The sequence below is a fragment of the Catenibacterium sp. UBA627 genome (assembly GCF_002299355.1).
GTDB lineage: Bacteria > Bacillota_I > Bacilli_A > Erysipelotrichales > Coprobacillaceae > Catenibacterium > Catenibacterium mitsuoka.
On the sequence record NZ_DBPF01000019.1, the window covers coordinates 3,621 to 8,985 of the forward strand.

General features: G+C 34.4%; 4 protein-coding genes. 1 reads left to right on the forward strand and 3 read right to left on the reverse strand.

What is annotated here, in order from left to right; genetic code table 11:
• Positions 1-289: 289 nt before the first annotated feature.
• Together iadA and B2S90_RS01315 are read right to left on the reverse strand one after the other, a co-directional pair.
• The gene (iadA, locus tag B2S90_RS01310) at positions 290-1,354 is read right to left on the reverse strand and encodes a beta-aspartyl-peptidase (RefSeq protein WP_286696431.1); all 1,065 of its coding nucleotides are present in this window, start codon (positions 1,352-1,354) and stop codon (positions 290-292) included.
• A 148-nt stretch (positions 1,355-1,502) separates the two neighbouring features.
• A complete protein-coding gene (locus B2S90_RS01315) occupies positions 1,503-2,714 on the reverse strand; it encodes a hypothetical protein (RefSeq protein ID WP_279080353.1) in 1,212 nt (403 codons plus the stop codon).
• A 431-nt stretch (positions 2,715-3,145) separates the two neighbouring features.
• Here B2S90_RS01315 and B2S90_RS01320 point away from each other — a divergent pair, with 431 nt between their 5' ends.
• Positions 3,146-4,642: a DUF1846 domain-containing protein gene (locus B2S90_RS01320; protein WP_286696432.1), complete on the forward strand. Its 1,497-nt coding sequence runs from the start codon at positions 3,146-3,148 to the stop codon at positions 4,640-4,642.
• A 332-nt stretch (positions 4,643-4,974) separates the two neighbouring features.
• On the opposite strand, the gene B2S90_RS01325 is transcribed toward B2S90_RS01320, so the two are convergent.
• Positions 4,975-5,301, reverse strand: coding sequence for a winged helix-turn-helix transcriptional regulator (locus B2S90_RS01325; RefSeq protein ID WP_129982284.1), 327 nt, complete (start codon positions 5,299-5,301; stop codon positions 4,975-4,977).
• Positions 5,302-5,365 lie beyond the last annotated feature (64 nt).

Consider the following 5,365-nt stretch of genomic DNA (forward strand, 5'->3'; position numbering starts at 1 on the left):
CTTTTATATTATAGCATATCAGAAAAAGCCATACATTCAGCATCTTATATTGAACTCTTATTATACTATAAGAAGGTGAAATTCATCTTACTTCATGACATAAAAGGATGATTCACAATTGTGTGAGGTACCATCTGTATTTATAAGAATAGTCAGATTAAATATAACCATCTTGATAAGTGACTGAATATAACATATTTCTTTATATTAGTATGGTATCCTCTAAGTATTTCTTAGAAATGAAAAGGTTCTGAATGATATTTATCAAAATCAGAACCTTTATCTAGTATTAATCTTTCTTTGTGATGATATGCTTGATTTCATCATCTTTCCATACAACTAAATCACAATCAAAGCCTTCTTTAATAACTCCTGTATTTTTTAAGCCTAATACTTGAGCAACATTTTGAGTAAAGAATGGTAAAGCTTTTTCATATCCCAATGCATTCTTTAGAGAAATAAATTCTTTCTTTAAGTTAGAGACTGGTGTAATACCAATTTCTTTTATAGATCCATCTTCATTATATGTAGACCATGAGCCTTGTGCATCACTAGAAATAGTGACTTTAGAAGTATCCTTAAACTGTTTAATGAATTCTAGAGTCTTGCCATCACCTTCACATGTTAAGTCAACTGTACCACCCATTTCAGCAAACTTGAGTGCATCTTTAAATAAGTTTGGATTACGACTACAGTGTGTAGGCTGGAATAACGAAACAGGAATATCAGCTCTTTCTAATGCATGAAATACAGGAGTTAATCCTTGTTTTTCATCACCCATATGAAGTGTTAAATTAGCCTGTTTTCCAGCAATAAGACTTGCTGTACGGATTTGAGAAGCTAAACGAACAAGTTCATCATCAATAATATGACTTGATCTATGATCACTTAATGCAAGCTTAACACCTAGAATACTATCAATAAATACAATATCATCTTCTACTGAATCAGTAAGCGTATATGTAGGATATGTATAACTTCCTGTTAGAATATAGGTATGGACACCTTTTTGAGTCAATTCTTTTGCCTTAGCGAATAATTCTTTTGTGTTTCTTGTATAGCCATCTGTACCTAATAATCCAATGACAGTAGTAATACCTGCATCTAGTATTTCATTGACTTCAATAGGTCTAGCACGAGAAATAAAGCCTGCTTCTCCCCCACCACCTGTGATATGTACATGACGATCAATAAGACCTGGTGTAAGGACACAACCTGTCCCATCAATTGTTTCAATAGAATAAGGATATGTGATATGATCATCTATCTTTTCTATTTTAGAATCTGAAATCAATATGTCTTTGACACCTAAGTCTTCTGGTGCATAGACTTGAATGTTTTTAATTAGTTTCATACTTTTTCACCTCAATGAGTATTATATAGAGAAACCAAAGTGATATCATGTTAATCTTGAAAGAAAGCCTGAATTGTATCATTTCTTTATACTTATCTAGTATATACTTCATAATCAAAGCACCCTAATGGTGTCTTTGTTTGATTATTTAATTTACAACCAAAAGAATCTCTTTATCATCAAAACAGATTTCTTCAGTATGATTATAAATCTGAATCATATCTTCCATTTTATCAACAAATACATGTGTACCTGAATTACTTAATGATGAAAATTGATGAACAGCATCCATCTTCATTTCTTTGGCAGTTTTCTTTAACTGGCTTCCACCCTCTTGAAGCAATTCATCTACAGGTCCTTCGCTAATAAATGGGATGCTACCAATCATTTTACCAACTGCTTTTCCTGCTATACCTAAGCCATTTACGACATTAAATTCAACAGAATTATCTCCAAGTTTTTCAATATAAAGTGAGCTTTCGTTAAATAGACTTCTATATTTTTCTGAAAGTTCTGTAATCTCATCTCTAATACCTGCAATATACTCTTCTTTATAATTACCACCAAGCATGATTTCCATCATAGATGATAGTGAATATGTGTATAAAGAAAGTCTATAATACTTAAATTTTTTCTCTAAGTCATATAAAGATTCTTTGACTTGTTCTTGTCCTACTAATAGTTTCTTTGAAGAAAGACATTCAGTTATCTGTTTTTGATGTGATAGCATATGACTTCTCGCAGTTCTTTTTATATCCATAACCATCTTATGACTATTTGAAACATACATTTCATTATCCCAGTTGTACTTATAATTAGTAAGAAGTTCATTGACTGTTTCAAGATCACCTTCAATATCTGCCTCATCTTGGAATTCCATAAACGACAATATTTGTTTTTGTGTTTTCGCAATCTCTCCAAGTTCTTTCTCAATAGAATATAAAGCGACTGCCATCATCATAGTAGCAGGATCTATTGGAACTACAGCTTGAGATGTAGCAGAAAGAGGACCCGCTTCAGCTAATTTAGCCATTTTAGATTTTCCTGCCTGTGTCTTCATAGCACCCCAGGCAGTTCCATCCTTAGCCATTTTCAAGGTATCTCCCGTTGCTTGATTTGCGATTCTATATAATTTATCAGTTGAAAAAGTAGTAGTTGTCGTAACTGTATGCAGTGCAGGAATAAGTGAAGAAACACCTGCACCTAAAGATGATAGTTTCCCAATAGGAACACTTATAGTTTTCTTGTTTTCAAGAGATGATCTTGCATCTAATAGAAGTTCTTCTGTTACTTCAGATATACTTCCTGATTCGTCTCTTACTTTTATTTCATCGTTATTTGTTTTTATAGTATTTTCCATAATATGACCTCATCGTTCTTCTATAATCATTACGCTTAATATGCAACTATTTATATTTTAAATCATATATTGCTGGACTATCAATACTTATAATACAAAAGCGATAATATTCTCTTTTTGAATATGCATCTTTACCAATGAGATAAACATTTTTTGTACAATGTGTATACTTCTTGCATGATTGTTTCAGTATTGTAAAAAGCAGTTTGTGCTTCTCATTTTCATATCAGATTATAGGCAGGAGTATAATTACAACCTGTGGTTTTTTGAGATTCAAATACAATTTTAGTATTAAACAAGTAGCACAAAAAAGATTATAAAAAGATTGTAAACTTCCCATATTCCGTAGTATATTGTTAGACGGTAGTTTTAAATGTAGGTTCAATATAGAATGAACTGTTTAAACATAAGATTATAGGAAAGAGGATAGAATGATGAACATAGGATTTGATAATGAAAAATATTTACAGATGCAGTCTGCTCATATTCGCGAACGCATTGCTCAATTTGACAACAAGCTCTACCTAGAGTTTGGTGGAAAATTATTTGATGACTTCCATGCATCTCGTGTACTGCCAGGATTTCAGCCGGATTCTAAGATGCGCATGTTAATGCAGCTTAGCGACCAGGCCGAGATTGTGATTGTTATCAGTGCAGAAGATATCGAAAAGAATAAAGTACGTGGAGATCTTGGCATCACTTATGATGTAGATGTCCTTCGTTTGATGTCTATTTTTGAAGAACATGATCTGTTTGTGGGAAGTGTCGTTATTACAAAGTACAGCGGACAGCAGAGCGCTTCCTTATTTAAAACCAAATTAGAGAAGCTTGGCATTAAGGTATATCTTCATTATCCGATTGAAGGCTACCCTTCTAATATTCCACATATTGTCAGTGATGAAGGTTATGGAAAGAATGAGTTTATCGAAACATCTCGTCCACTCATTGTTGTTACTGCACCTGGACCTGGAAGTGGTAAAATGGCAGTCTGTCTTTCCCAGCTCTACCATGAGCATAAAAGAGGCATCTGCGCCGGCTATGCTAAATTCGAAACATTTCCGATTTGGAATATCCCAGTGAAGCACCCAGTTAACCTTGCATATGAAGCTGCAACTGCAGACCTGAATGATGTAAATATGATTGATCCTTTCCACCTAGAAGCTTACGGAAAGACTACAGTCAACTATAACCGTGATGTAGAAATCTTCCCAGTACTCAATGCAATGTTCCAGCGCATTTATGGACAAAGCCCTTATAAGTCTCCTACAGACATGGGAGTTAACATGGCCGGAAATTGTATCTGTGATGATGCCGCATGTAGGGATGCTTCTTGTCAGGAAATCATCCGTCGCTACTACGATGCAAGAAGACGCGCTCTTGCTGGCGAATGTTCCGAAGAAGAAGTATATAAAATCGAGATGCTTATGAACCAGGCTGGTATTACGGTCCACGATCGTCCAGTTGTTGACATGGCTCTTTCTCGTGCAGAAGAAACAGAAGCTCCTGCTGCTGCATTAGAGCTTGCAGACGGCCGCATGATCACAGGTAAGACTACAGACCTCCTTGGTCCTTGCGCAGCACTCCTTTTAAATGCACTCAAAGAGCTTGCTGGTATTCCACACAGTCAGCCAGTCATCTCACCTGCAGCAATTGAACCAATCCAGACTTTAAAAACACAGTATCTTGGAAGTAAAAACCCACGTTTGCATATGGACGAAGTATTGATTGCATTATCTGTTAGCGCAGCTTCTGATCCAAATGCTCAGAAAGCATTGGAACAGCTTCCTAATCTAAAAGGATGTCAGGCTCATACATCGGTTATGGTCAGCGATGTAGACAGAAAACTATTTATGAAGCTTTCTATCCAGGCAACTTTTGAAGCAAAATATGAAAATAATTCTGTGATTTTTCCTAAAAAAGGTATATAGCCCTAATTAATTTTCATCTTTTGAAGAAAGAAACAAAGAGAGACTTATCGCAAATGATAGTCTCTTTTTTGATTTTCTTCTCATACCCAGTCAATCCGACTACCATTCCCAGTCTATTTCACAATAAGCTTTGTGTAGATCTGTTCTTTTTAGTTCATTGACTTGAAAACAATTCATATTATTTGTAACACTTTTTTTGCTGTTATATGTAAAAAAGGAAAGAGAAAAAGCGTTTGTGAAGGATAAAATAAAAATGTAGGTCAATATTTAAAGATAAGTGTAAAAAAACTCCTCATCACTCGAACTAAATTCAGTGATAAGGAGTCTTAGGCTTAATCAACAATTGTTTTATAATAATTTCCGAAATCTGCCAATGCATCAATAATCGGCATCATCTCTTTTCCAAGATCAGTCAGTCCATAATCAACTCTTGGTGGATTCTCATGATAATCATTTCTATAAACAAGGCCATCATCTATCATCTGCCTCAGACTATCAGTTAGTACTTTTTGAGAAATTCCATCTAAATCTCTCTGAAGTTCGTTGAATCTCCATGGACGACTTTTTAAATTTCTTATTATTAATAGCTTCCATTTACCACCAATTAAAGACACTGATGTTGCGACAGGACATTCTGGAAGCTCCTTTTTTGTCTTCATATGCAGTCACCTCATTTCAAAAATATTATAGTATATTCATTTTATTATGTACAGTTACAAAAAG